Annotated in this window: 23 protein-coding genes; 9 read left to right on the forward strand and 14 right to left on the reverse strand. The window is 73.0% G+C overall.

Annotated elements, in window-relative coordinates:
- The first annotated feature begins 22 nt into the window (after positions 1-22).
- From ACH4K4_RS15575 to ACH4K4_RS15590, 4 genes are all read left to right on the forward strand, one after another.
- Complete coding sequence (locus tag ACH4K4_RS15575; protein ID WP_398167666.1) at positions 23-1,036, forward strand: carbohydrate ABC transporter permease; 1,014 nt, start codon at positions 23-25, stop codon at positions 1,034-1,036.
- Positions 1,033-1,881, forward strand: a complete 849-nt coding sequence (locus ACH4K4_RS15580; RefSeq protein ID WP_398167668.1) for a carbohydrate ABC transporter permease — start codon at positions 1,033-1,035, stop codon at positions 1,879-1,881. Before ACH4K4_RS15575 ends, ACH4K4_RS15580 begins: the two co-directional genes overlap by 4 nt.
- A gap of 68 nt (positions 1,882-1,949) precedes the next feature.
- Complete coding sequence (locus ACH4K4_RS15585; RefSeq protein WP_398167669.1) at positions 1,950-2,918, forward strand: carbohydrate kinase family protein; 969 nt, start codon at positions 1,950-1,952, stop codon at positions 2,916-2,918.
- Positions 2,915-4,258 (forward strand): alpha-glucosidase/alpha-galactosidase, encoded by a 1,344-nt coding sequence (locus ACH4K4_RS15590; RefSeq protein ID WP_398167670.1) that lies wholly within the window; start codon positions 2,915-2,917, stop codon positions 4,256-4,258. Before ACH4K4_RS15585 ends, ACH4K4_RS15590 begins: the two co-directional genes overlap by 4 nt.
- A gap of 16 nt (positions 4,259-4,274) precedes the next feature.
- Here ACH4K4_RS15590 and ACH4K4_RS15595 read toward each other — a convergent pair whose 3' ends face one another.
- Positions 4,275-4,745, reverse strand: a complete 471-nt coding sequence (locus ACH4K4_RS15595; RefSeq protein WP_398167672.1) for a GNAT family N-acetyltransferase — start codon at positions 4,743-4,745, stop codon at positions 4,275-4,277.
- 85 nt (positions 4,746-4,830) lie between these two features.
- The gene (locus ACH4K4_RS15600; RefSeq protein ID WP_398167673.1) at positions 4,831-5,358 is read right to left on the reverse strand and encodes a DUF6790 family protein; all 528 of its coding nucleotides are present in this window, start codon (positions 5,356-5,358) and stop codon (positions 4,831-4,833) included.
- A 57-nt stretch (positions 5,359-5,415) separates the two neighbouring features.
- Here ACH4K4_RS15600 and ACH4K4_RS15605 point away from each other — a divergent pair, with 57 nt between their 5' ends.
- On the forward strand, positions 5,416-5,889 hold the full coding sequence (locus ACH4K4_RS15605) for a MarR family winged helix-turn-helix transcriptional regulator (protein ID WP_398167675.1): 474 nt from the start codon (positions 5,416-5,418) through the stop codon (positions 5,887-5,889).
- 63 nt (positions 5,890-5,952) lie between these two features.
- Here the strand turns inward: ACH4K4_RS15605 and ACH4K4_RS15610 are convergent, their stop codons facing one another.
- Complete coding sequence (locus ACH4K4_RS15610; RefSeq protein ID WP_398167676.1) at positions 5,953-7,428, reverse strand: PLP-dependent aminotransferase family protein; 1,476 nt, start codon at positions 7,426-7,428, stop codon at positions 5,953-5,955.
- On the opposite strand from ACH4K4_RS15610, the gene ACH4K4_RS15615 reads away from it, so the two are divergent.
- A complete protein-coding gene (locus ACH4K4_RS15615) occupies positions 7,427-8,401 on the forward strand; it encodes a DMT family transporter (RefSeq protein ID WP_398167677.1) in 975 nt (324 codons plus the stop codon). The two genes, ACH4K4_RS15610 and ACH4K4_RS15615, sit on opposite strands and share 2 nt — an antisense overlap.
- Positions 8,402-8,550: 149 nt before the next feature.
- On the forward strand, positions 8,551-8,754 hold the full coding sequence (locus tag ACH4K4_RS15620) for a DUF1918 domain-containing protein (RefSeq protein WP_398167678.1): 204 nt from the start codon (positions 8,551-8,553) through the stop codon (positions 8,752-8,754).
- A gap of 48 nt (positions 8,755-8,802) precedes the next feature.
- Here ACH4K4_RS15620 and ACH4K4_RS15625 read toward each other — a convergent pair whose 3' ends face one another.
- Positions 8,803-10,101, reverse strand: coding sequence for a glycoside hydrolase family 10 protein (locus ACH4K4_RS15625; protein ID WP_398167680.1), 1,299 nt, complete (start codon positions 10,099-10,101; stop codon positions 8,803-8,805).
- Positions 10,102-10,280: 179 nt separating this feature from the next.
- Here ACH4K4_RS15625 and ACH4K4_RS15630 point away from each other — a divergent pair, with 179 nt between their 5' ends.
- Positions 10,281-11,138: a 3-hydroxybutyryl-CoA dehydrogenase gene (locus ACH4K4_RS15630; protein ID WP_360135351.1), complete on the forward strand. Its 858-nt coding sequence runs from the start codon at positions 10,281-10,283 to the stop codon at positions 11,136-11,138.
- Positions 11,139-11,719: 581 nt separating this feature from the next.
- The gene (locus tag ACH4K4_RS15635) at positions 11,720-11,977 is read left to right on the forward strand and encodes a hypothetical protein (protein ID WP_360135353.1); all 258 of its coding nucleotides are present in this window, start codon (positions 11,720-11,722) and stop codon (positions 11,975-11,977) included.
- 42 nt (positions 11,978-12,019) lie between these two features.
- Here the strand turns inward: ACH4K4_RS15635 and ACH4K4_RS15640 are convergent, their stop codons facing one another.
- The 10 genes from ACH4K4_RS15640 to infC form a co-directional block, all read right to left on the reverse strand.
- Positions 12,020-12,550, reverse strand: a complete 531-nt coding sequence (locus tag ACH4K4_RS15640) for an NUDIX domain-containing protein (RefSeq protein ID WP_398167681.1) — start codon at positions 12,548-12,550, stop codon at positions 12,020-12,022.
- A 49-nt stretch (positions 12,551-12,599) separates the two neighbouring features.
- The gene (locus ACH4K4_RS15645; protein ID WP_398167682.1) at positions 12,600-13,937 is read right to left on the reverse strand and encodes a tetratricopeptide repeat protein; all 1,338 of its coding nucleotides are present in this window, start codon (positions 13,935-13,937) and stop codon (positions 12,600-12,602) included.
- Between the two features lie 133 nt (positions 13,938-14,070).
- The gene (locus ACH4K4_RS15650; protein WP_398167684.1) at positions 14,071-15,297 is read right to left on the reverse strand and encodes a PP2C family protein-serine/threonine phosphatase; all 1,227 of its coding nucleotides are present in this window, start codon (positions 15,295-15,297) and stop codon (positions 14,071-14,073) included.
- A 263-nt stretch (positions 15,298-15,560) separates the two neighbouring features.
- Positions 15,561-18,089, reverse strand: a complete 2,529-nt coding sequence (pheT, locus tag ACH4K4_RS15655) for a phenylalanine--tRNA ligase subunit beta (RefSeq protein ID WP_398167685.1) — start codon at positions 18,087-18,089, stop codon at positions 15,561-15,563.
- A complete protein-coding gene (gene pheS, locus ACH4K4_RS15660; protein ID WP_398167686.1) occupies positions 18,089-19,213 on the reverse strand; it encodes a phenylalanine--tRNA ligase subunit alpha in 1,125 nt (374 codons plus the stop codon). Before pheS ends, pheT begins: the two co-directional genes overlap by 1 nt.
- A 142-nt stretch (positions 19,214-19,355) precedes the next feature.
- The gene (locus ACH4K4_RS15665) at positions 19,356-20,486 is read right to left on the reverse strand and encodes an ATP-binding protein (RefSeq protein WP_398167688.1); all 1,131 of its coding nucleotides are present in this window, start codon (positions 20,484-20,486) and stop codon (positions 19,356-19,358) included.
- Between the two features lie 39 nt (positions 20,487-20,525).
- The gene (locus ACH4K4_RS15670) at positions 20,526-21,380 is read right to left on the reverse strand and encodes a TrmH family RNA methyltransferase (protein WP_398167689.1); all 855 of its coding nucleotides are present in this window, start codon (positions 21,378-21,380) and stop codon (positions 20,526-20,528) included.
- A 102-nt stretch (positions 21,381-21,482) separates the two neighbouring features.
- A complete protein-coding gene (gene rplT, locus ACH4K4_RS15675) occupies positions 21,483-21,866 on the reverse strand; it encodes a 50S ribosomal protein L20 (RefSeq protein WP_360135368.1) in 384 nt (127 codons plus the stop codon).
- Between the two features lie 104 nt (positions 21,867-21,970).
- A complete protein-coding gene (gene rpmI, locus ACH4K4_RS15680; protein ID WP_030017691.1) occupies positions 21,971-22,165 on the reverse strand; it encodes a 50S ribosomal protein L35 in 195 nt (64 codons plus the stop codon).
- 123 nt (positions 22,166-22,288) lie between these two features.
- A complete protein-coding gene (gene infC, locus ACH4K4_RS15685) occupies positions 22,289-22,903 on the reverse strand; it encodes a translation initiation factor IF-3 (protein ID WP_360135417.1) in 615 nt (204 codons plus the stop codon).
- Positions 22,904-23,186: the final 283 nt, after the last annotated feature.

Genomic DNA, 23,186 nt, shown 5'->3' on the forward strand with positions numbered 1-23,186 from the left:
CGGCCGGACGAGAGAGGGTGCCATGCCGCCAGTGCCCCGCACGGCCCGCCGCACGACGCCGCGCGCCGTCACCCTGGACCCGCGCCGCCACGGCACCGGGCGGCGGCCGGGCGCCCCGTCCGGCCGGCGGGCCCGTACGCTCGCGGGCCGCACCCGCCGGGAGACCGCCACCGCCTGGGCCTTCATCGGCCCGGCCGTCGTGGTCATCCTCGGGCTGGGCATCGTCCCGGTCGTCTGGTCGCTGCTGCTCTCCTTCCGGGCGGACGACCTGGTCACGCCGGGGCGCTGGGTGGGCCTGGCCAACTACGAGGCGCTCGCGCAGGACCCCGGCTTCCGTACGGCGGTGGAGAACACACTGGTGTACGCGGGCCTGTACGTGCCGCTCAGCCTGGTGGGCGGGCTGGCGCTCGCGCTGGCGCTCAACCGCCGCATCCGGCTGATCGGCCTCTACCGGACGCTGGTCTTCGTCCCGTTCGTGATCTCGGCCGCCGCGCAGGGCGTGCTGTTCTTCTTCATCCTCGACCCGCAGTTCGGCGTCGCCAACTCCCTGCTGTACCACCTGGGGGTCTCCCCGCAGGGCTTCCTCTCCGACCCCGGCCAGGCGCTGTACCTGCTGGTGCTCATCTCGCTGTGGAGCGGCGTCGGGTTCTGCGTCGTCGTCTACCTCGCCGCGCTCCAGGACGTGCCGCCGGAGCTGGTCGAGTCCGCGCGGCTGGACGGCGCGAACAGGCTGCGGGTGCTGTGGCACGTCAAGCTGCCGGCCCTGACGCCGGTGACCGTCTTCCTGGCGCTGTGGCAGCTGATCACCGCACTCCAGGTGTTCGACCTGATCTACGTGACCACGAAGGGCGGCCCGCTCGGGTCGACCACCGTCATCGTCTACTTCGTATGGGAGCAGGCGTTCCGGATGTTCACCGCCGGATACGGGGCCGCCGCCGCGTACGTCCTCGCGGTCGCCCTGCTCCTCGCGGGCACCGCCCTGCGCCTGTACCGGCGGCGCCGGCCGGGCGCCACGCCGCGAGGGGCGGTCCGTTGACCGCGCGGCAGGGACCGGCCCGGCGGCGGAGACTCCTGCCTTTCAGCGCCTGGCACCTGCTGCTCGCGCCGCTGTCGCTGGGGTTCGCGCTGCCGCTGGTGTGGCTGGTGCTCAGCTCGGTGATGACCAACGCGGAGATCAACCGGTTCCCGCCCGCGCTGTGGCCGGCCGGCATCGACCTGGGCGGGTACGACTACGTGCTGGGCAACGCGATGTTCCCGCGCTGGTTCGCCAACTCCTCGGTCGTCGCGGTGACCGCGGTGCTCTCCAACCTCGTCCTCGGCTCGCTGGGCGGCTACGCCTTCGCCCGGATGCGGTTCGCCGGGTCCCGGCTGCTGCTCGGGCTGATGCTGGCGACGATGGTCGTCCCGTTCCAGCTGACCATGATCCCGACGTTCCTGGTGATGAAGGGGCTGGGGCTGATCGACACGCTGGGGGCGCTGATCGTGCCGTCCCTGGTCACGCCGTTCGCGGTCTTCCTCTTCCGGCAGTTCTTCCTCGCGCTGCCCAGGGAGCTGGAGGAGGCGGCCTGGATCGACGGGTGTTCGCGGCTGCGGGTGCTGTACTCCGTGGTGCTGCCGCTGGCCCGTCCCGCGCTGGCCACCGTCGCCGTACTGACCTTCCTGACCACCTGGAACGATCTCACCTGGCCACTCATCGCGATCAACCACGACACCCAGTACACGCTCCAGCTGGGCCTGACGACCTTCCAGGGGCAGCACCACAACCGGTGGTCGGCGATCATGGCGGGCAATGTGATCACCGTGCTGCCGGTGCTGGTGGCGTTCCTGTTCGCCCAGAAGACCTTCGTCCAGTCCCTGACGTCGAGCGGTCTGAAGGGGTAGCGCCGGCCTTCGCACGACCGGTTCCGTCACCTGGTCCCGCCCCACCCCGTCCCGTCCCGGAGGTGTCCGTGTCCCGCCCCTTCGATCTCCTCGTGATCGGCGACGCCAACCCCGATGTGGTGGTCGGCCCGGTCCCGCACCCCTTGGAGTACGGGCAGCGCGAACACCTCGTCGCCGGCGGCGGCCTGCTGCTGGGCGGCTCGGCCGCGATCACGGCCTGCGGCGCCGCCCGGCTGGGCCTGCGCGTGGCGTTCGCCGGGCGGGTCGGTGACGACGCCGCGGGCGCCTTCGTCCGTACGGCACTGGCCGGGCGCGGCGTGGACGTGACGGCGCTGGCCACCGACCCGGAGCTGCCCACCCCGCTCACCACCGTCCTCACGCGCGGCGACGACCGGGCGATCCTGACCGCCCCCGGCTGCCTGGCCGCCACCGGGCCGCAGGACGTGCCGGACGGGCTGCTGGCCGCCGCCCGGCACGTACACGCCGGATCGTTCTTCCTGATGCCGCGCTTGGCCCGGTCGCTCGGCGGCATCTTCACGCGGGCCCGCGGACACGGCGCGGCCACCTCGCTCGACACGAACGACGACCCCGCGCGGCGCTGGGACCCGGAACTCCTCGGCCCCGTCCTGAAGTCCACCGACATCCTGCTGCCGAACGCGGCGGAAGCACGGGCGCTGGCCGCGACGCTGGCGCCCGGGGCACCCGCAGGTGACCTCCCCGCCGCCGCCCTCGCCCGGCTCGGGCCGCTGGTCGTCGTCAAGGACGGCGCGGCCGGCGCGCTCGCCCACGACGGCACCACGCTCACCCGTACCGGCGCCGTCCCCGCCGACCCGGTGGACAGCGTCGGCGCCGGCGACAGCTTCGACGCCGGCTTCGTCGCCGCGGTCCTGCACGGCATGGACCCGTCCGCGGCGCTCGCCTTCGCCGCGGCCTGCGGCGCCCTCTCCACCCGCGCCCACGGCGGTACGGCGGCCCAGCCCACCTGGGACGAGGCCCGCGCCGCCGCCCTCACGATCCGACCAGGGAGCCACGCATGACCAGCACCAGCCCGGCCGGCCGCACCGGCACCGGCACCGTGAAGATCGCCTTCATCGGCGCCGGCAGCGTCGTCTTCACCCAGGGCCTCCTCGCCGACCTGCTCGCCTTCCCCGAACTGCGGCGCGTCCACGTCGCCCTGCACGACATCGACGCCGAACGCCTCGCCACCGCCGAGGGCGCGGCCCGCCACATCGCCGGCAGCCGCGGCGCCGAGCCGGTCGTCACCGCGCACCTCGACCGGCGGGCCGCGCTCCGGGACGCGGACTTCGTCATCAACACCGTCCAGGTCGGCATGAACGAGGCCACCCGCACGGACTTCGACATCCCGGCGCGCTACGGGCTGCGCCAGACCATCGGGGACACCCTCGGCATCGGCGGCATCTTCCGCGCCCTGCGCACCTTCCCGCTGCTGCGCGCCCTCGCCGACGACATCGCCGAACTCTGCCCGGACGCCTGGCTGCTGAACTACACCAACCCGATGGCGATGAACGTGATGTACCTGGCACAGGCCACCCCGCTGCGCCGGGTCGTCGGCCTGTGCCACTCGGTCTACTGGACCGTACGGGACCTCGCGGAGCTGCTGCGCGTGCCTTACGAGGAGATCTCCTACCTGGCCGCCGGCGTCAACCACCAGGCGTGGGTGCTGCGCTTCGAACGGGACGGGCAGAACCTGTACCCGCTGCTCGACGAGGTGATCGCCAAGGACCCGCAGCTGCTGCGCCGGGTGCGCGTGGACATGTACCGCAGGCTCGGCTACTACCCGACCGAGACCAGCGAGCACTCCTCCGAGTACGTGCCCTGGTACCTCCACCACGACAGCGAGGTGGAGCGGCTGCGGCTGCCGATCGGCACGTACCTGGACATCGTCGAGGAGAACACCGCCGAGTACGAGAAGACCCGGGACGCGCTCGCCACCGGCTCACCGCTGCCGGTGGAGGGCACCATGGAGTACGCGCCGCAGATCATCCACAGCATCGTCTCCGGCACCCCGCGCACGGTCTACGGCAACGTCCCCAACCACGGCCTGGTGGACAACCTGCCCGCCGCCGCCGTGGTGGAAGTGCCGTGCCTGGTGGACTCGCTGGGCGTCCAGCCCACCCGGGTCGGCGCCCTGCCCCCGCAGTGCGCGGCCCTGAACCGGGCCTACGCGAGCGCCAACGAACTGGTCGTACGGGCCGCGGTGGAGGGCGAGCCGCGCCACATCAGGCACGCGGCGATGACGGACCCCGCCACCGCCGCCGCACTCCCGGTCGAACGCATCTGGGACCTGTGCGACGACCTCGTACGCGCCCACGCCGGCCTGCTCCAACCGGAACTGCGCGCCGTGCTGGGGCACTGAGGCGGGGACCCGCGGGCTACTGGAGGCCGAGCGCCATCCACTTGCCGGGCTCGGCCAGCGGCTCGAAGCCGACGCGGGCGTAGACCTCGTGGGCGTCGCCCGTCGCCAGCAGGATGCGGCGCAGCCCGCAGGGCGCCAGGTGGTCGCGGACGCGGGTGACGAGGGCGGTGCCCAGGCCCTTGCCCCGTGCGGCGGGGGCGATGTAGACGTCGCAGAGCCAGGCGAAGGTGGTGTGGTCGGTGACGACGCGGGCGTACCCGATCTGCCGCCCTCCGCCGGTCCCGGCGGCCGCCCCGCCGGAATCCGTCTCGTACAGGCCGAAGTTGAGCGAGCCCGCCACCGCGCGGTCCTGGCGCTCGCGCGGGCGCCCGAGCGCCCAGTAGGCGTCGGTGGAGAGCCAGTGGTGGATCAGGCCCAGGTCGAGGCGGGCCGGGTCGGTGGACACTTCGTAGCCGGCCGGGATGCCGTCGGAGGTGCAGTCGTTCATGGCGGGAGGCTCGCAGAGGAGCCGGCCGGAGTCGAACGGTTTACGGCGGCTGAGGAACATGCGCGTCGGATCGCGCGCCGAGCGGTCAGGCGGCCGGGCGGACTGTGTGGTGGTTGCCGGAGCCGGCGCGGCGGATGTCGCGGGCGGCCAGGGCGATCACGACGGCGGGAATGAGAATGTCGTTGGCCAGGATGCCGCCCGTGTTTCCGGCGGCGTGATCGCCGTTGGCGAACCACTGGTAGACGTGGCCGATCGCGGCTCCCCACAGGAACGCGGCGGCCGCCAGCCCGCTCGTGAGGCGCTCGCGGGGTGACGCGGACGCGGCACGGAAGCCCAGCACGGCGAGGCCGAGGTTGGCGAAGGCGATCTCGAACTGGAACGGCGAGGGGGCGAAGCCGATCGCCTCGGCCATGCCCTCCGGGACCGCCAGGAACGCGAGCGTGATCCACAGGCTGCCGACGCCGAGGGCGCCGACGGCCCACCAGCGCTGCCAGATCTCCGCCGCCGGCCGGTCCGGGCCGCGGCGGCGGCAGCTCAGCAGCGCTCCGAGGGCGGGCACCAGCATGAAGAGAAGCGGGAACGTGGTCTGAACGGCGTACGGGAGATGGTCCATGAACCTGAGTGTTGCACGGTTAATATTAACTTTGCAAGAGTCCGGTAGGCTGGACCCATGGACGAAGGACTGGCAGAGCTCCTGTATCGCGTGGTCATGCTGATGGGCGAGGCGGCCCGGCGCCGCTCCGGTCCGGACCAGCGCCTCTCCCCCAGCCAACTGCGGCTGCTGGGCACCCTTGAGGAGATCCAACCCGCCACCCAGCACCAGCTCGCCGAAGCCCTGAGCCTGTCCGACCCCGCCATCAGCCGCGCCCTGCGCCCACTGGAGGCGGAGGGGTACGTGACCATCAGCGTCGACCCCGCCCACCGGCGCCGGCGCCTGGTCGCCCTCACCCCGACGGGCCAGGCCACCTTCCTGGCCGAGGGCAAGCCCCTGGAGGAAGAACTCCGCACCGCCCTCCTGGAGTCCGGCTTCCCCTACGACCGCTATCTCGCGGACACCCACCGGCTCGCCGCACTGCTGACACCCGCGGAGCCGCGGCGCGGAGCGGCGGCCCGGCGACCGAACGGCACACCTGAAGCGGATTGAGCGGGGCCGGCACGAACCGGCCCGGGAACCGCACGAGCCGGCACGGACGCCCCTCAGCCCTCCCTACCCCCGCCCTCCTCCGCGCAGCTCCTCGTACGCGGTGCGCAAGCGGCGCACCCCTTCGGCCAGTTCGGCCGTGCCGGCGGCCGAACCGTAGGTGAGCCGCAGGTGCGCGGCCGGGGGCTCGGCGGCGAAGTACGGGCGGCCGGGGGCGACCGCGACGCCCGCGCGGAGCGCCGCGCCGGCGAGCGCCGACTCGTCCGTACCGTCGGGCAGCCGCAGCCACAGGTGGCAGCCGCCCGAGGGCACGACCTGCACACCGGGGCCGGGACCGGCCGCCGCCCCGTCCGCGAAATGCAGCCGCAGCGCCGCGACCAGCGCGTCCCTGCGCGCCGCCAACTGCCCGGACACCGCCCGCAGATGGCGGCTCCACGCCGGGGAGCCCACCAGTTCCAGGGCCGCTTCCTGAAGCGGCCTGGCGACGAAGAAGCTGTCCACGACCTGGATGGCGCGCAGCCGGTCGAGGACCGGGCCGTGCGCGGCGAGCGCGCCCACCCGCAGGCTCGGCGCGGTGGCCTTGGTGAGCGAGCAGACGTGTACGACCGTGCCGCACGGGTCGTCGGCGATCAGGGTGGGCGGCGGCGCGGGCGCGTCCTGGTGCACGAGCCGGCGCGCGAAGTCGTCCTCGATCACGAAAGCCCCGGCCGCGCGGGCGATCCGCAGCACCTCCGTCCGGCGCCCGGCGGCCAGCACGGTACCGGTCGGGTTCTGGAAGAGCGGCTGGCAGACGAACAGCCGGGCCCCGCTGGCCCGGAACGCCTCGGCCAGCAGATCGGTCCGTACCCCGTCCGCGTCCATCGGCACGGGTACGGGTCGCAGCCCGGACGCGCGGGCCGCCGACAGCATGCCCGGGTACGTCGGCGACTCGACGAGCACGGGCGCGCCGGGCGGGGCCAGTGCCCGCAGCGCCGCCGTCAGCGCGCTCTGCCCGCCCGCCGTCACCAGGACGTCCGAGGCGGCGAGCGCTCCGCCGGGCCCGCCGATCTCGCGCGCGAACCAGGTCCGCAGTTCGGTGACGCCCTCCATCGGCGGGCGGCCCCAGGCTCCGGGCCGGCGCCCGGCGCGGGCGAGGGCGGCGGCGAGCGCGCGTTCCGGTTGCAGGGCGGGGTGCAGGTAGCCGCCGTTCAACTCGATGACGCCGGGGGCCGGGGTGGTCAGTGTGGCCAGCACGCCGGAGGCGTCCACCCCGCGCGGCGCGTGGTCGTCGGCGGCCTCCGCGCTGAGGGCGATCTCCTGCCACGACGTGTCCACGGCGCGCGCCTGCGGCCGCGCCTCCGCACGGAAGGCCCCGGCGCCGGGCCGGGTGACCACCAGCCCCTCGGCCACCAGCTCGGCCAGGGCCCTGGACACCGTCACCGGGCTCACCCGGTGCCGCTCGACCAGGGCCCGGCTCGACGGCAGCTTCTCACCCGGGGAGTAGCGGTTCAGGTCGTCGCGGAGGATACCGGCCAGCTCGGTCACGCTGCTACGCTCGTGCATGAGAGATCACGATAGCGCTACTGCGACGAGTGCGATAGCAGTCAGCGAGCCGGCCAGTGCGGCCCCGGCGCCCGGTACGGGCAGCGCCACAGCCCTCGAAGCGGCGGGCACTCCCGGTCCCGCCCGCGGCACCCTGCTCGCCGCCCTCGGCGTCGCCGCCTTCTCCCTCACCTTCCCCGCCACCGCCTGGGGCCTGGAAGGCATGGGCGCCTGGACGGTGGTGACCCTGCGCAGCGTGCTGGCCGCCGCCCTCGCCGGCTGCTGCCTGGCCGCGTTCCGGGTGCGGCCGCCGGAGCGCCGCCACTGGGCCGGCCTGGCCGTCGTGACGGCCGGCGTCGTACTCGGCTTCCCCCTGCTCACCACCCTCGCCCTGGAGACCTCCACCACCTCGCACGCGGCGGTGGTCGTCGGCCTGCTGCCGCTGACCACGGCGGCCTTCTCGGCCGTACGGACCGGCGCCCGGCCGTCCCGCACCTTCTGGGCCGCCGCGCTGGCCGGCGCCGTCGTGGTCATCGGCTTCGCGGTGCAGCAGAGCGGCGGCACGCCGAGCACCGGCGACCTCTACCTCTTCGCCGCGCTCCTGGTGTGCGCGGCCGGCTACACCGAGGGCGGCCGGCTCGCCCGGCACCTGCCCGGCTGGCAGGTGACCGGCTGGGCCCTGCTGCTGGCGCTGCCGGTCACCGTGCCCGGCGCGGCCCTGGCGCTGCTCGCCGAACCGCCGCACCTGACGGGGCACGCGGTGGCGGGCCTGCTGTGGCTGTCGTTCGGCTCGCAGTTCCTCGGGCTGGTGGTCTGGTACCGCGGCATGGCGGTGATCGGCGTGTCCAAGGCCAGCCAGCTCCAGCTGGCCCAGCCGCTGATGACCCTGGTCTGGTCCGTGCTGCTGCTGGGCGAGCAACTGCCGCTGGCCGCTCCGGTCGCCGCCGTCGCCGTACTGGTGTGCATCGCGGTCACCCAGCGCACGGCCGGCTGAGAGTCCGTACCGTCACCCGTACGTGGCCGGACACCGGTCTGCGCCACGCGCGGGTACCGCCTTCCACGGGTGCATCGGCGGTGACCGGTCGTAGACTTGCCGCCACGCAACACACACCCTCCGACCGACTGACGAGGAGGCCGTAGCCGATGCAAGCGAGTGTGGGAGACCGGCTGCTGGTGCACGGCAGGATCGTGGGGCAGCACGACCGGACCGCCGAAGTCATCGAAGTCCTGGGGCCCAACGGCTCCCCGCCCTACCGCGTCCGGTTCGAGGACGGCCACGAGACCGTGATGTCCCCCGGCCCCGACACGGTCGTGCGGAGTTTCCCGGCGGCGGAGGCCCAGGACTAGGACCTCTCGGGCAGGGCCCCTCGCGCAGGGCTCTTCCCGCGGGGCCCTTCACACGGGACGGGGCGGCAGCGCCGGCCCGTGGTAGTGGTCGGCCACGACCCGGGCCATCGCCCCGGTGCGGTCCTCCGCCACCTCCTTCGCCGAGAAGAAGACGTGGCCGCGCACCCGCGGGAAGCCACGGGCCAGCGTGAGGTGGCGGGAGAGTTCGGCGGGGTCCTGCCAGGCGGGCGGCTGACCGGGCGCGCCCGCCTTGTACAGGGCCTCGCCGATACACAGGTGCACGCGTGTGCCGGTGACCGTCTCCGACCACCAGGGCAGCAGCTTGGCGTAGTCCGCGGCGGGGAAGCCGATGTTCCAGTACACCTGCGGCACGATGTAGTCGATCCACTCCTCGCGCACCCACTTACGGGTGTCGGCGTAGAGGTCGTCGTAGGTCTGCACGCCCGCCTGCGTGTCGGATCCGGACGCGTCGGTGGCACGATTGCGCCATATCGCGAACGGGCTGATGCCGAACCGCACGGGCCGGTGGTGCTTGCGGTCCCGCCTGCGCCACCGGCCCACGCGCCGGCCGCCGCCGGGGCCCCGCGCGTCGCGCACCCGCTCTCCCGTCTCGCGCACCAGCAGGTCGATGTTGTCGCGCCGCCAGGCCGCCCGGTCCTCGAAGTCGCCGCCGTACTCCTCGTACGCGGCGTCGTCGTCGAAGGTCTGGCCCGCCACCGGATAGGGGTAGAAGTAGTCGTCGAAGTGGACGCCGTCGATGTCGTACCGCTCCACCGCGTCGAGGATCGCGTCCTGTACGAAGGCGCGTACCTCCGGCAGCCCGGGGTTGTAGTACAGCTTGCCGCCGTACGGCACGGCCCACTCCGGGTGCAGCCGCGCCGGGTGGGTGGGCACCAGCCGGGCCGGGTCGGTGTGGTTGGCGATGCGGTACGGGTTGAACCAGGCGTGCAGTTCCAGTCCGCGCCGGTGGGCCTCGCGCACCGCGAAGCCGAGCGGGTCCCAGCCGGGGTCGCGGCCCTGCACGCCGGTCAGGTACTCCGACCAGGGCTCGTACGGGGACGGCCACAGCGCGTCCGCCGTGGGCCGCACCTGGAAGACCACCGTGTTCAGGCGGCGCGCCACCGCGGCGTCCAGGTGGCCCAGCAGCTCGGCCTGCTGCCGGGCGGCCGGCAGACCGGGCTTGGAAGGCCAGTCCCGGTTGGCGACCGTGGCCAGCCACATGCCGCGGAACTCGCGTCGGCCGGTGTCCGCGCCCCGGCCGCCGGCCGCCGCGCTGCCGCCGCCCGGAACCGCGGCGGCCGCCGTGAGGGCCGCCATCGCGAACGCTCTGCGTGTGATCCGTCTCATGCCGCGCCCCCAAAGTGTCCGGAACGTCCGTCTCAGGACAACAGAATGCCCGCCCCTGCCCCCGCCGCACAGCACCCCGCGGAGTAACGTCGGGGCCGAGGCGGACGCCGGGGTCCCTGCCACAGGCACGGACGGCCCCGCGCGCCCCGCCGGTCCCCGAGATCAGCGAAAGGCACGATGTGACCGACATCGAACGCGTCGGAGTGGTGGGCTGCGGCCAGATGGGCGCCGGTATCGCCGAGGTGTGCGCCCGCTCCGGCCTGGACGTGATGGTCGCTGAGACCACCGGCGAGGCGCTGGAGCTGGGCCGGACGCGTCTGACCAACTCCCTCGGCAAGGCAGCCGAGCGCGGCAAGATCACCGTCGCGGAGCGCGACTCGACGCTCGGCCGGCTCAGCTTCACCACCGATCTCGGCGAGTTCGCCGACCGCGACCTGGTCATCGAGGCGGTCGTGGAGAACGAGCAGGTCAAGACGGAGATCTTCCAGGTCCTCGACCAGGTGGTCACCCGCCCGGACGCGATCCTGGCCTCCAACACCTCCTCCATCCCGCTGGTGAAGCTGGCCGTCGCCACCTCCCGCCCCGACCAGGTCATCGGCATCCACTTCTTCAACCCGGCGCCGGTGCAGAAGCTGGTCGAGCTGATCCCCGCGCTGACCACCGGCGAGGAGACGATCAAGCGGGCCGAGGCGCTGGTCCAGAACGTCCTGGGCAAGCACGCCATCCGCGCCCAGGACCGCTCCGGCTTCGTCGTCAACGCGCTGCTGATCCCGTACCTGCTGTCGGCGATCCGGATGTTCGAGTCCGGCATCGCCAGCCGCGAGGACATCGACAACGGCATGGAGATGGGCTGCGCCCACCCGATGGGCCCCCTGAAGCTGTCCGACCTGATCGGCCTGGACACGGTCGCCTCGGTCGCCGACTCCATGTACGAGGAGTACAAGGAAGCCCTCTACGCCGCCCCGCCGCTGCTCCAGCGCATGGTCGACGCCGGCCGCCTCGGCCGCAAGACCGGCTCCGGCTTCTACACGTACTGACCGAAGCCCGCACCACCCGACGCGAGGGCCCCTCCCCCACCCGGGAGCGGCCCTCGCGTGTTGTGCCACGGCAGCGCTCGCACCGTCACCGCCGTGCCCCGCGCCCGGCCGTCGCCCCGGCACCCGCCACACGCAGCCGAGTAGGGCGGGCCCGGTGTCCCGGGCCCGCCCTTTTCGCGTTGCCGGCGCGTCGCCCGCGGCCGTGTGTGCCGCCCGCCGTCCCCGTGCCCCCTGAGTGGCGTCCCCCGTTGGGTCCGCCCGCCGCTCGGGGGAAAGACGGCGGGCGGACAACCGGCCGATGGGCGCCCGTCCACCGGCAGCGGCCCCCGTTGGTAAACAGCATCGGTGTTCGCGGGCTTGGTCGGGACCGTGTGAACGCGGCCGGTTGGGGCGCGGGGTTCACACCCCGTGTGAAGTCCGCGCTCCCTCGGGGGCCGTCACGGGGTGTCACTTCACACGGGGTGTGCGCGGCAGACCCGCATATTCGTCCCGCACACGCTCCCGCCGTACGTGCCGAGGTAGTTGACTGGTGCGCGTATGGACAACGAAGTCCCGCCCGAGAGAGGAAAGAGGAGCGGACCGTGACCGCCCACCCCGAACCCGACCTGGTTGCCACCGACATGGCGGAGTTGAGACGCTGCCTCGATGTGCGGACGGCCCGTGTCGACGGACAGCTGGCGTTGCTCGCGCAACGTTCGGAACAGAACGAGCGTGACGCGGGCGATTTGCAGGCCCGCGTCACGCGGTTGGAGCACGGCCGCTGGCCGCTGCCCTCCATCGCCGCACTCACGGGGCTCGCGGCGCTGGCGATCGCCGTATGGCAGGCGATGGGGCGCTGAGGCCGGCGGGCCGGCGGCGTTCTTATCGTGCCGCGGCCCGGGTCACCCCAGCCGGATGTGATGCAGCAACAGCAGGGCGGCCGCCATGTTGGCGGCCGGCACCTCCCCTCTGGCGATCATGTCGGGTACCAGTTTGAGGGGGACCCATTCCCGTTTGTCGGATTCGAAGTCGTCCTCGGGATGGCCCGTGAACGCGCCCCGGTCGGACCAGTAGATGTGGTGCCGGGCGTCGGTGAGGCCGTTGGACGGCTCGACCGAGAGGAGGTGTTTGAGGGGGCCGGGGCGCCACCCGGTCTCCTCCTCCATCTCCCGGGCGGCCGCGGCGGCGATGTCCTCGCCGTCCTCGACCACCCCCGCGGCAAGCTCCCATCCCCAGGTGTCGGTGATGAAGCGGTGCCGCCACAGCAGCAGCACCTCGTTGGCCTCGTTGACCACTGTGGCCACGGCGACGGGACGCAACCGGATCAGGAAGTGATCCAGGTGGCGGCCGTCGGGGAGTTCGACATCGGCGAGGTTGACCCGGAACCAGCGGTTCTCGTACACGGTCTGCTCACTGAGATTCTTCCATCGCACGTAAGTGCCACCTTCCGCCGTTGAGCCGGCAAGGTGACACGGGCCGGCCTCACAGTGGAACGCGCAGCGCCTCGTCGATCAGATCGGCAGCTTCGTCGGTGGCGGAACCTCCGGTCTCGGCCAGGTGCTCGCGCACCGCCCGCAGCCGGTCCCGTAACCGCTGCGACTCCATTCCCCGCGCCTGTTCGGTCATCTGCGCGGCGTTGGCCACAGCCTGGTCCGCGTCCCCTTGGCGCAGCTCGATATGGGTGAGCATGGCCAGCCGGTGGACCCGGCCCCGGTCGTGCGCGGGGGTGTCGACGGCGGCGTCGGCGTGTTCCCTGGCGGCTCTGAGGTCCCCCAGGCTCAGCAGCGCCTCCGCTACTTGGACGTTCACCAGGCCCGGCTGGACGTAATCCGTTTCGTCGGGTTCCTGACCAGGGCGTATACGCTCGGCCGCCGCCTCCGCACGCCGGATGCAGGAGAGCGCGCTGGCGCCGTCCCCGAGGCGTGCGTACGCCTTGGCCTGCATCGCGTAGAGATCCGCCGCGAGCGCCGGGGTGATCTGCGGCCCCGCCGTGCGCAGGGCCGCCTCCGCGAAGGCGACCGCCTGACGGTACTCCCGTACGAACAGGGACTGGTTGACCAGCAGCGCGATGACGTACGCGCCGAGCCCCCGGTCCCCGCTGGCCTTGGCCAGCCGCAGCGCCTGATGGAAGTAGCGCTGGGCCAGTCCCAGGGCGTCCGAGTCGTACGCACAGATTCCCGCGACGGCGACCAGTCCGCCGGTGGCCCGGTGGAGCTGTCGTCCCGTCGCGTCGGTGTAGCTGCCCCGCAGCAGCGGCGCCGCCTCGGTGTTGAGGAATCCGACGACCCGCGTTCTCGTCGCGATACCACCCGCCTTCCGGTACATCAGCTCGTAGTGCGTACGCGCCGCGCGGAGCATTTCGATGTCCGCCATGGAGACCCTGGTCAGGCCGTCCCGGGACACGTCGGAGTCCTCGGGCGGGTTCTCCCACTCCCATACGGGGATGACCGCCGAGGTGCCGGTGAGGGCGGGAGCGGACAGCACGTGCGGCCGCTGCTGTTCGTCGGACCGCCACAGCGCGGTGGCCCGCTCCACGAAGCCGGAGAGCGGGGTGTCCGGGACGCGGCGCACTCCCGGCCGGCTCAGTCCGATGTCGTCGAGGCCGACGGCGCGGTGCAGCCGTTCGCTGAGGACCTCGCAGATCAGGTCCGGCACCTGGCCCCGCGGCCGCTGCCCCTTCAGCCAGCGGGCCACGGCGGTGTGTTCGTAGCGCAGTGCCAGTCCGCGCTGGCGGCCGAGCTGGTTGATGTGCACGGCCAGCCCCGCGTGCGAGATGCCTGCCTCGTCGAGAATCGCGTCGAGCAGGCTGTTGGGCTCCATGGTGCCCTCCTGATGAGCGCGCGCCGTCCCCCCGGCCGGCGCGGCCGCTCGTAGACTTGTCGACTCAACATCCCCTTGAGATCAGCGTAATGAAGCGGCCTTCACACGGGGTGTGAACCGGCCGCGCCCTCCTTCACTCCGGCCGCCCCGCCCGGACACGCCCGCGCATCGCCGGCGTAGCGGCCGCCTCGGCGGGTACCCGCAGCCGGTCGTTGCACAGCACCAGCAGCGCGACGTCGTCGGAAAGCCGCCCGCCGGCGTGCCGCAGCAGCGCGGCCCGTACGCCTTCCACGACGCCTTCGGGGCGGCAGTCCCGGGCCGCCCTGACGCTGTCGTCCAGGGCCTCGGGCAGCGGGAAGAACGCGCCGCGGGCATCGCGCGCGTCCGTCGCCCCGTCGGTGTGCAGGAAGATCGCCTGGCCGGGCGGCAGCGGCGGGCAGTCCACCACCGGCAACTCGGCGGGCAGCGGGAACAGGCCCAGCGGCGGCATCGGCTCGCCGGGCGCGTCCGGCAGCGCGCCCGCGCGGCTGAGCCGGTACGGCCACGGGTGGCCGCAGTTCAGGGTCCGTACGGAGCCGTCCCTGGCGATCTCCACGAGCAGCACCGTCACGAACTCCTCGGACAGCGGGTTCTCCGGCTCCGCACCGCCCGACGACGGGTGCTCGGCGCGCGCCCGCTCCCGCAGGTGCCGCTGCAACGCGCGCTCCAGGCGCCGGAGCACGCCGCCCAGGTCCGGCTCGTCGTGGGCCGCCTCGCGGAAGCTGCCGAGCACCGCGGCGACCGTGCCCAGCGCGCCGAGTCCGTGCCCGCGCACGTCCCCGATGACGACCCGTACGCCGTGGCGCGTGGCCATGACCTCGTACAGGTCGCCGCCGACCGTCGCGGCCTCGTCCGCCGCGAGGTGGTCGGCGGCGACGACGATGCCGTCCACCCGCGCGGGCAGCTCACGCAGCAGCACCCGCTGCGCGGCGGTGGCCACTTCCTTCGTACGCTCCAGCTCCCGCAGCAGGCGCAGCCGCCGGCCGGCGGTGAGGTAGCTGGCGCCGACGACGACCAGCACGGCACAGCACGTGCCGACGCGGGTCAGGACGTGGGCGTCGCGGTCCACCGGCCCCAGGGGGACGAGCGCGAGCAGCGCGCACAGGCCGCCGAGCACGACGCACTGACGCCGCCCCGTGCCGGCGCAGGCGATGGCCGGCGCCGCGGCGAGAAGCTGGAGGAACTGCCCCTCGGCGGCGGAGCGCAGGTCCCAGAGCAGCACGCCGAGCACCCACAGGCCGGGCAGCACGAGGACGAACGCCCGCCGGGCCCGCGCGGCATGCCTGCGCGCCCCGCCACGTCGCGCCCAGGTTCGGATCATGCCGATGTTCCCCCCAGCAACCATCGCGGCGGCCGGTCCGGCCCTTCCCGCGGCCAGGAGCCTGTCCGGGTGGGCCGCGTCGACCGGGACGATTCTTGCGACCGCGCGTGGTCAAGCGAACACTTTGCGCTCCGATCTCACCCGATCGAGTGACAGCCGAGGGCGCGGTGGGCGCAACACGGACGGGGCCCGGTCATGGATCCGTGGATCCGTGACCGGGCCCCGCCGGTGGTGCTCCCGCGGTACGGGAACGCCGCGTGCGGCTACGCGCCGCGCAGTACCGCGCCCGTGCGCTCCATCGCCGCGGCGACCGCCGCGTCGCGGGCCGCGGACGCCTCGTCGGCGGTCAGCGTGCGGTCGGGCGCGCGGAAGCGCAGCGCGTAGGCCAGGGACTTCTTGCCCTCGCCCACCTGCTCGCCGGTGAACACGTCGAACAGCCGCAGCGATTCGAGCAGGTCGCCCGCGCCGCAGCGCAGCGCCGCCACCACGTCCGCCGCCGGGACCGACGCGTCCACGATCAGCGCGACGTCCTGGGTGGCGACCGGGAAGGCGGAGATGCGCGGCGCCTGGACCACGCCCTGACCGGCCCGCTCGACGCGGTCCAGGTCGATCTCCATCGCGCAGGTGCGCTCCGGCAGGCCCAGCGCCTTGGTGACGCGCGGGTGCAGCTCACCGGCGTTGCCGACGAGCACCTCCTCGCCGTCGGTCAGCGCGAGCAGCGCCGCGCAGCGGCCCGGGTGGAAGGGCGCGTGCTGGTCCTGGCGCACGATCAGCTCGACACCGGCCTCGCGCGCCACGACGCGGCCCGCCTCGATGGCGTCCGCCCAGGTGGCCGGGCGGCCCTTGCCCCACCAGCCGGCCTGCTCGCGGGCGCCGGCGAGCACCACGGCGGCGCGCCGCGGCTGCTCGGGCAGCGCCGCGTTCAGCGCGGCGATCTCCTCGTCCGTCGGCCGGCGGTCGACGGGCAGCCGGGGGGCCGGCCGCTCGTCGCCGGTCGGCCGGAAGACCAGGCCGGTCTCGAAGAGCGCGAGGTCGTGCGAGCCGCGGCCGTCGTTGCGGCGCAGCGCGGTGAGCAGGCCCGGGATCAGCGTCGTACGGAGCAGCGGCTCCTCGTCCGAGAGCGGGTTGACCAGCCGCACGGTCCGCCGGCGGGGGTCGTCGTCCTCGATGCCGAGCTGGTCGAGCACCGCCTCGCCGATGAACGGGTAGTTCAGCGCCTCGACGTAGCCCGCGCCGGCCAGCGCGCGGCCCGCCCTGCGGTGCAGCCGCTGGCGCTCCGTCAGGCCCCGCCCGGCGGGCGGCTTGGGCAGCGTGGAGGGCAGGTTCTCGTAGCCCTCCAGGCGGATGACCTCTTCGGCGAGGTCGTTCGGGTCGGTCAGGTCGGGCCGCCAGGACGGCACGGTGACGACCAGTTCGTCCTGCCCGTACACATCGCAGCCCACCTGCTGGAGGCGGCGTACGACGGTCTCGCGGCCGTACGTGACGCCCGCGACGCGGTCCGGGTGGTCCGCGCGCACGGTGATCGTGCGCGGCCCGCTGGGCGAGACGACCTCGGTGACGCCCGCCTCGGCGGTGCCGCCCGCGAGCAGCACCAGCAGGTCGACGGTGCGCTGCGCCGCGGCGGACGCGGCCTGCGGGTCCACGCCGCGCTCGAAGCGCTTGGACGCCTCGGAGGTCAGCCGGTGGCGGCGGGCGGTGCGGGCGATGGCCACCGCGTCGAAGTGCGCGGCCTCGATCACGACCTCGGTGGTGCCGTTGACCACGCCGGTCTCCGGGTCCGCCACCGCGTCCGCGATCTCGGTGTTGGCGCCGCCCATCACACCCGCGAGGCCGATGGGGCCGCGGTTGTCGGTGATGACCAGGTCGCCGGCGTCCAGGACGCGCTGGGTGCCGTCCAGGGTCGTCAGCTTCTCGCCGGGCTCCGCGCGGCGCACGCCGATCGTGCCGTCCACGCGGGTGCGGTCGTAGGCGTGCAGCGGCTGGCCGAGCTCCAGCATCACGTAGTTGGTGACGTCCACGGCGAGCGAGATCGGGCGCATCCCGGCCTTCTGCAGGCGGCGCTGGAGCCAGATCGGGGAGCGCGCCTCCGGGTCGAGACCGACGACCGTACGGGCCGTGAAGCGGTCGCAGCCCATCGGGTCGGCGACCTTGACCGGGTAGCCGAAGGAGTTCGGCGGCGGCACGTCCAGCAGCGCGGGGTCGCGCAGCGGCAGGCCGTAGGCGATGGCGGCCTCGCGGGCGATGCCGCGCAGGGACAGGCAGTCGCCGCGGTTGGCGGTGACGGCGATGTCCAGGACCTCGTCGACGAGCTGGAGCAGCTCGATGGCGTCGGTGCCGGGCTCGTACTCCGGCGGCAGCACGATGATGCCGCCGCTCCCGTCGTCGCCCATGCCCAGCTCGTCGCCCGAGCAGATCATGCCGTGCGAGACCTTGCCGTACGTCTTCCGCGCGGCGATCTTGAAGTCGCCGGGCAGGGTGGCGCCCGGGAGCACCACGACCACCTTGTCGCCGACCGCGAAGTTGTGCGCGCCGCAGACGATCTCCTGCGGCTCGCCGGTGCCGTTGGCCTGGCCGACGTCGACCGTGCAGAAGCGGATCGGCTTCTTGAAGCCCTCCAACTCCTCGATGGTCAGGACCTTGCCGACGACCAGGGGGCCCTTGAGACCGGCGCCCAGCTGCTCGACGGTCTCGACCTCCAGACCGGTGGCGACGAGTTTGGCCTGTACGTCCCGGCCGGACTCGCCGTCCGGCAGGTCGACGTATTCCCGCAGCCAAGAAAGCGGGACCCGCATCAGATCTCCATCCCGAAAGGCCGGGTGAACCGGACGTCACCCTCGACCATGTCTCGCATGTCCTCGACGTTGTGGCGGAACATCAGCATCCGCTCGATGCCGAACCCGAAGGCGAAGCCGCTGTACTTCTCCGGGTCGACGCCGCAGGCCGTCAGCACCCGCGGGTTGACCATGCCGCAGCCGCCCAGCTCGATCCAGCCCTCGCTGGAGCAGGTGCGGCACGGGCGGTCCGGGTCGCCGACGGAGGCGCCGCGGCAGACGTAGCAGACCATGTCCATCTCGGCGGACGGCTCGGTGAACGGGAAGTAGTTCGGCCGCAGCCGGGTCTGCATGCCCTCGCCGAAGAGCGCCTTGACCATGTGGTCCAGGGTGCCCTTGAGGTCCGCCATGGTCAGGCCCTCGTCGATGGCCAGCAGCTCGACCTGCGTGAACACCGGGGTGTGGGTGGCGTCCAGCTCGTCGGTGCGGTAGACGCGGCCGGGGCAGATCACGTACAGCGGCGGCTCGCGGTCGAGCATGGAGCGGATCTGCACGGGCGAGGTGTGGGTGCGCAGCACCACGCCGGACTGGTCCGACTCCGTCGCGGCGTTCTCGACGAAGAACGTGTCGTGCGTGGTGCGGGCCGGGTGGTCGGGCGAGAGGTTCAGGGCGTCGAAGTTCAGCCACTCCGACTCGACCTCGGGGCCCTCGGCCACCTCGTAGCCCATGGCCACGAAGACGTCCTCGATCCGCTCGGACAGGGTGGTGAGCGGGTGCCGGGCACCGGCCAGGGCGCGGTCGTGCGGCAGCGTGACGTCCACCGCCTCCTCGACCAGCACCCGGGCGTCCCGCTCCGCCTCCAGCTCTTCCTGGCGGGCCTTGAGCGCCTGGCTCACCTGGCCGCGGGCCTGGCCGACGCGCTTGCCCGCCTCGGCCTTGGCCTGCGGCGGCAGCGCGCCGATCTCGCGGTTGGCCAGCGCCAGCGGCGACGTGCCGCCGGTCTGCGCGACCTTCACCTCGTGGAGCGCCTGGAGATCGCCGGCGGCGGCGATGGCGGCGAGCGCCTCGTCCCGCATGCGGGCGATCTCTTCCGGTTTCAGGGCCTCGACCTCGACCGGGTCGTACGACTTATTGGGTGCGGACATCTCTTCCCGTGCTTCCGATGGGCTTGGCGCGCGGCGTGCCCCCGACGTCTGAAAGTGCCAAAGGTGCCAAAGACGCAGTCTACGGGGCACGGCGGCCGCGCCTCATCCGAGCCCCGGGAGGGAGGAGCCCGCCGGGCGCCGCTCAGGCCATGAAGGCCGGCGTCCCGACGGGCAGGCTAAATCGGAAACGGGCGCCGCCGGCGGGCGCGCGGCCGACCGTGATGGTGCCGCCGTGGGCCTCGACGATGCCCTTGACGATGTACAGGCCCAGGCCGGTGCCGCCGCGCTTGCTGCCCCGCCAGAAGCGGGTGAAGACGCGGCTCATCGACTCCTCCGGGATGCCGGGGCCCTCGTCGCTCACGGTGACGCTCGTCCCTTCCGCTGCGGAGACCGATGCCGGCCCCACTTCGATGGTGACGGTTCCCTCACCGTGCCGCACCGCATTTTCCAGGAGGTTGCCCAGAACCTGGTCGACCTTGTCCGGATCGGCCCACAGGTCGGGCAGCGGCTCCACCATCCGGATCAGGAAGCGGTCGGGCTGCTGCCCCGCCGTCGTCTGCGCCTGTACGTGCCGGCGTACGGCGGAGACCATGTCCACCCGCTGCCGGCGCACCTCCAGGCGCCCCGAGTCGATCCGGGAGATGTCCAGCAGTTCGGCGATGAGCCGGGTGACGCGGTTGGCGTCCGCGTCCACGGTCTCCAGCATCAGCCGCTTCTGGTCGTCGGTGAAGCGCTCCCACTTCTGCAGCAGGGTGGCGGTGAAGCCCTTCACCGACGTGAGCGGCGAGCGCAGCTCGTGGGCGACGGTGGCGATCAGCTCGGCGTGGCTCAGCTCGGTGCGGCGGCGCGCCTCGGTGCCGCGCAGCGCGACGACCAGGCGCCGTACGGGGCCGGTGGGGCAGGTGCGGACGTAGCGCGCGGAGACCAGCACCTCGCGGCCGCCGAGCAGCAGGTTGCGCTCCGGCTGGCCGTTGCGGATCGCCAGCCCGCCGTACGGGTCGGTCAGCTGCCACCAGCGGCGGCCCTCGATGTCCTGGAGCGGCAGCGCCTTCTCCAGCGGGCGGCCCAGCGCGTCGCGCGGGTCGATGGCGGTGATGCGGGCGGCGGCGGCGTTGAAGCAGACGACCCGGCCGTTCTCGTCGGCCACGACCAGGCCGTCGGGCAGGTCGTCCGGGTCGAGCCCGGCGCCCGCGAAGCCGGCTCCGGGGGGCGTGGAACCTCCGTCCGGGCAGGTCTCGGCGGCGACCGCCGTACCGGACGTCCTCGTACCCATCCCCGCTACCCCCTTCCGGCCCCCGGGCACGCAACCCTACTAGTCGCGGCAGGCGGAGCGGCACCCTCCGGCGGTGCGCTGGGCGCGGGCCGAGGCGTACAGGCAGACGGCCGCCGCGGTGGCCAGGTTGAGGCTCTCGGCCTTGCCGTGGATGGGGACGCGCACCACCGCGTCGGCCAGCGCGCGGGTCTCCTCGGGGAGTCCCCATGCCTCGTTGCCGAACACCCAGGCCGTCGGGCCGCTCATGCTGCCCGCGTCCAGCTCCGCGTCCAGGTCGTCGGCGCCCGCGCCGTCCGCCGCCAGGATGCGCACCCCGGCGCCGCGCAGCCCGCCGACCACCTGCTCGACCGGTACGCCGACGGCGACCGGGAGGTGGAAGAGCGAGCCGACCGAGGCGCGTACCGACTTGGGGTTGTAGAGGTCCACGGAGGCGTCGGTGAGCACGACCGCGTCGGCGCCCGCGGCGTCCGCGCAGCGCAGCACCGTACCGGCGTTGCCGGGGTCGCGGACGTTGGCGAGCACCGCGACCAGCTTCGGTCGGGCGGCCAGGATCTCCTCGAAGGGCGAGTCCAGGAACCGGCAGACGCCGACCAGGCCCTGCGGGGTGACGGTCTGGGAGAGGTCGGCGATGGTCGTGTCGGCGGCGAGGTGGACCGGCACGCCGGCCGCCCGTACCGCGTCGACGATCTGGGCGTGCCGCTCGGCGGCCTCGGGAGTGGCGAACAGCTCGACGAGGGTGCGCTCGCCGCCGCGGCGGTGCTCGACGGCTTCGCGTACGGCCTGCGGGCCCTCGGCGATGAACCGGCGTTCCTTGCCGCGGAAGTTGCGGCGGGCCAGCCGCCGGGCGGCGGCGACGCGCGCGGAACGCGGGGAGATCAACTCGGGGGTGCCCATGGGCGGCGGCTCGCTTCTTCGGGTCTCGACGGTCGTGCAAACAGCGGCGGACCCGCAGGCCGGGGCCTGCGGGTCCGTGACAAACGTGCCTCAGGCCGTGCTTCAGGCGGCCTTCGGGGCGTTGACGTCGCTCGGCAGCGCCTTCTGGGCCACCTCGACCAGCGCGGCGAACGCGTTGGAGTCGTTGACCGCCAGCTCGGCCAGCATCTTGCGGTCCACCTCGATGTTGGCGGCCTTCAGACCCTGGATGAGGCGGTTGTACGTCATGCCGTTGGCGCGGGCAGCGGCGTTGATGCGCTGGATCCACAGCTGACGGAAGTCGCCCTTGCGCTTCTTGCGGTCGTTGTAGTTGTAGACGAGGGAGTGGGTGACCTGCTCCTTCGCCTTGCGGTAGAGGCGAGAACGCTGGCCGCGGTAGCCGCTGGCCTGCTCGAGGATCGCCCGGCGCTTCTTGTGGGCGTTGACTGCCCGCTTGACGCGTGCCACTTGTTAACTCCTTGTAGCGGGGCCGTGGTTGTCGTCACACGGCCCGAATCGATTGGGTCCCGGTCCAGGTCCTGTGCCGCGCCGCGGGGCGCGGCGGCCAGGACTTACTTGCCGAGAAGCTTCTTGATCTTCGCGGCGTCGCCCGGGGCCATCTCGGCGTTGCCGGTGAGGCGACGCGTCACGCGGGACGACTTGTGCTCGAGCAGGTGGCGCTTGCCGGCGCGCTCGCGCATCACCTTGCCGGAGCCGGTGACCTTGAAGCGCTTGCTGGCACCGCTGTGCGTCTTGTTCTTCGGCATGCGCCGTTCTCTCCTCTTGGATGGCGCCCCCACCGGCCCGGGGGCCGGCGCCCGGGGGCGTCAGATGTATCGGTTGGAATCCGGGGCGATCACCCCGGCGTGCTCCGGGGCTCGCGCCCTGGATCACGCCTCGGCGGGCTCCTCGACGTCCTGCTCGGGAGCAGAACCCTGGCGCTCCGCCTTGCGGGCGGCCTGCGCCTCGCGGGCCTCGGCCATCGCCTCGGTCTTCTTCTTGTGCGGACCGAGGACCATGATCATGTTGCGGCCGTCCTGCTTGGGGTTCGACTCGATGAACCCCAGGTCCTGGACATCCTCCGCGAGGCGCTGCAGCAGTCGGAAGCCCAGCTCGGGGCGGGACTGCTCGCGACCACGGAACATGATCGTGATCTTGACCTTGTCACCCTGCTTGAGGAACCGGACGACGTGACCCTTTTTGGTGTCGTAGTCGTGCGGGTCGATCTTCGGCCGGAGCTTCATCTCCTTGATGACCGTGTGCGCCTGGTTCTTGCGCGCCTCACGGGCCTTCATGGCCGACTCGTACTTGAACTTTCCGTAGTCCATGAGCTTGCAGACCGGCGGACGGGCGTTCGCCGCCACCTCGACCAGGTCGAGGTCGTACTCCTGCGCAAGCTCCAGGGCTTTGGCAAGCGGCACAATGCCGACCTGCTCGCCACTGGGACCGACGAGTCGCACCTCAGGGACGCGAATCCGGTCGTTGATGCGGGGCTCGGCGCTGATGGATCCTCCTCGGTAGCACCACGCGACGGCCTGGCGGACTGCCGCGTAACGTCTGTTTCGATGTGACCAACCGCGCCGGAACACAAAAAACGCCCCGGACGGGACACAGGCGGGGCTCCTCAATGGATCGGGAGCACCGCCGCGATGTCATCGCGGGGCGCAGCCTGACCGTTGACCCGCCGACCGCGAGGTCGGTTCGGGTGGGAGATCGGAGCCTCCACTTGTGGGCTGGGCACAGGAATGCTCAGCCGGTCGGATACCCAGAATACACGAGTCAAGGGGC

Origin of the sequence: Streptomyces sp. NPDC017529, from assembly GCF_044329785.1 — a bacterium.
Lineage (GTDB): Bacteria > Actinomycetota > Actinomycetes > Streptomycetales > Streptomycetaceae > Streptomyces.

Bases quoted from the DNA above. Each gene is read 5' to 3' on its own strand.
- ACH4K4_RS15575 (WP_398167666.1), top strand. From the start codon at position 23: ATGCCGCCAGTGCCCCGCACGGCCCGCCGCACGACGCCGCGCGCCGTC.
- ACH4K4_RS15590 (WP_398167670.1), top strand. From the start codon at position 2,915: ATGACCAGCACCAGCCCGGCCGGCCGCACCGGCACCGGCACCGTGAAG.
- ACH4K4_RS15595 (WP_398167672.1), bottom strand. From the start codon at position 4,745: ATGAACGACTGCACCTCCGACGGCATCCCGGCCGGCTACGAAGTGTCC.
- ACH4K4_RS15600 (WP_398167673.1), bottom strand. From the start codon at position 5,358: ATGGACCATCTCCCGTACGCCGTTCAGACCACGTTCCCGCTTCTCTTC.
- ACH4K4_RS15605 (WP_398167675.1), top strand. From the start codon at position 5,416: ATGGACGAAGGACTGGCAGAGCTCCTGTATCGCGTGGTCATGCTGATG.
- ACH4K4_RS15615 (WP_398167677.1), top strand. From the start codon at position 7,427: ATGAGAGATCACGATAGCGCTACTGCGACGAGTGCGATAGCAGTCAGC.
- ACH4K4_RS15610 (WP_398167676.1), bottom strand. From the start codon at position 7,428: ATGCACGAGCGTAGCAGCGTGACCGAGCTGGCCGGTATCCTCCGCGAC.
- ACH4K4_RS15620 (WP_398167678.1), top strand. From the start codon at position 8,551: ATGCAAGCGAGTGTGGGAGACCGGCTGCTGGTGCACGGCAGGATCGTG.
- ACH4K4_RS15625 (WP_398167680.1), bottom strand. From the start codon at position 10,101: ATGAGACGGATCACACGCAGAGCGTTCGCGATGGCGGCCCTCACGGCG.
- ACH4K4_RS15645 (WP_398167682.1), bottom strand. From the start codon at position 13,937: ATGGAGCCCAACAGCCTGCTCGACGCGATTCTCGACGAGGCAGGCATC.
- ACH4K4_RS15650 (WP_398167684.1), bottom strand. From the start codon at position 15,297: ATGATCCGAACCTGGGCGCGACGTGGCGGGGCGCGCAGGCATGCCGCG.
- pheT (WP_398167685.1), bottom strand. From the start codon at position 18,089: ATGCGGGTCCCGCTTTCTTGGCTGCGGGAATACGTCGACCTGCCGGAC.
- pheS (WP_398167686.1), bottom strand. From the start codon at position 19,213: ATGTCCGCACCCAATAAGTCGTACGACCCGGTCGAGGTCGAGGCCCTG.
- ACH4K4_RS15665 (WP_398167688.1), bottom strand. From the start codon at position 20,486: ATGGGTACGAGGACGTCCGGTACGGCGGTCGCCGCCGAGACCTGCCCG.
- ACH4K4_RS15670 (WP_398167689.1), bottom strand. From the start codon at position 21,380: ATGGGCACCCCCGAGTTGATCTCCCCGCGTTCCGCGCGCGTCGCCGCC.
- rpmI (WP_030017691.1), bottom strand. From the start codon at position 22,165: ATGCCGAAGAACAAGACGCACAGCGGTGCCAGCAAGCGCTTCAAGGTC.